Here is a 2,031-nt window from a genome sequence, read left to right on the forward strand (position 1 = left end):
ATTTTTTAAATTTTATTTTATTTAATGTTTTAACTAATATTTTACGTAGTATATTAGTATTATGTTTTATGCTTGTTTTTTTATTAACAATAAAATTATGTTTTTTAAATTTACTACAAAAAGCAATTATTAAGTTTAGCACTAATAAAATGGAAAAAACTCTTTTTTTCTTACTAAAAATGCAACAAGCAACCACAAAAACGTTAGCAACAACATATGCAATGGATTTCTTTTTAATTTATCTTAATAAGTTAATTAATGATAAAAATAGTAAAGTTAATCTAACGGATGAATATAATATTAACGAAAATTGTGAATTGTTGTTACTAACACAAAACGATAATAGTATTAAGGAAACAAAAATTATTATTAATGGTTGAAAGTTAACACTACGAAATTAATTTTTCTTATTTTTTAAATAAAAATTTAAGAAAAGAGGAAAAAAATGAAGAAAGTTTTAAAAAGTTACATTAGAACCTATCTTAAACAATGAATTGAGTCATTGGGTTTAATTTTATTTGTAACAATTTTATCTTTAGCAGTAATTGGGATTTTAGCATCAACATTACAGTTATCAGGTAAAAATAAAAGTATTAATCAGGCAACAAATACTTGGAACTATAGTTTAATTAGTTCACCAAGTAAATTTGAAAATGAGTTTACTTATAGTTATTTTGTTGCTGAATCAACAGCCTATAATTTAGCACCAATTAAAGACCCAAATGGGTTAGGGATTTTATCACAAGTTGGTTATGATGCTTTAAAGAGTAAAGATAATGATCCAATTGGGAATGTTGAAAATCAATTGGCATGGGGAGAAGATTTAAAAAATATTCTAAATAATTACTTTAATTATCCCGAAACACCAACAGATCTTAGTTATGGGGGAAAAACATTATTAGCTAGTGAAGTTTTTAATGATGTTTTTAAAAATATTATTAAAAACTATTATAATGATGCATCTTACTATGTTAATAATAAGATTATGGAGACCTATCAAAATCAGTTTGCATTATCAGTTGATTTAGAATTTTATTATGAATCATATGGAACTCCAACTACAATCACACCAGATGGTTATTATTACATTACAAGTGGAACTAAAAAAATTAATCCCACTTTAGGAAAATGAGTTGATAACCCAGTTATGCTAAAAGGAGAAAATAAAACACAAGATAATGAAATTGTTGTTACTGATAAATTTGCAAAAGATAATAATTATCAGTTAAATGATAAAATTAATTTTTATAATTTAGGAACATTAGTTCCAGAATTAAAAGAACCAGTTATTAGTGGTTTTGGAACGAAAGTAGATACCTTATCACAATCTGATTACTTTTCAATGACGGGGGATCCTTCTAAATATGCTGCAGTTTTTATTAATGATAATATTTTAAATAAAATGTATCAAAATGTTTGACTAAACCAAAACAAACCAAAAGGTTTTAATTTTGGCATAAATCAAAAAGTTAATTTTTTGAACAATTCATCATTTACTACTTTACGCAATGTTTTTACCCAAAAAAATAATTTTGATAAATCAGTTTATTTAGCAAGTAGTGGTGTTCTAATGGCATATAATTCATTAGGACCAATTTCAAAGATCAGTTCAATGAAAGTAACAACAACAATTTATACCTTATTAGGAATTGGAATGATTGTTTTAGCATTTATTTTTATTAGTTTTGTTATGAAAAAAGAAATGAACAAAACAAGAAAACAATTAGGGATTTTTAAAGCACTAGGATATCGTACTAGTGAGTTGGTGTGAATTTTCACTGTTAAAACATTAATAACAATTATGGGTGGTTTAATTTTTGGATATTTACTTTCAATTCCATTGCAAATTTACATGTATGGACAATTTGAAACAATGGTAACGATTAGTTATGATAAGGTTTATGCAGGATGAGGATTTATGACAATAATTTTTATAGTTGTTCCTGTTTTCTTTACGATTGCTTCATATATTACAACATTTTTATATATTAGACTTCTTGCATTACTTGTTAAAAAATTGCAAATATTTGT

2 protein-coding genes are annotated in these 2,031 nt (G+C 24.5%); both read left to right on the forward strand.

The window, feature by feature from the left end; genetic code table 4:
- A partial coding sequence (locus tag TS70_RS06405) for a hypothetical protein (RefSeq protein WP_198049763.1) occupies positions 1 to 401 on the forward strand: 401 nt, incomplete at its 5' end.
- 44 nt (positions 402 to 445) lie between these two features.
- Positions 446 to 2,031, forward strand: a 1,586-nt coding sequence (locus TS70_RS06410; RefSeq protein ID WP_198049764.1) for an FtsX-like permease family protein, incomplete at its 3' end; no start/stop codon positions are given.

Source organism: Spiroplasma sp. hyd1, from assembly GCF_016082235.1.
Classification (GTDB): domain Bacteria; phylum Bacillota_I; class Bacilli_A; order Mycoplasmatales; family Mycoplasmataceae; genus Spiroplasma; species Spiroplasma poulsonii.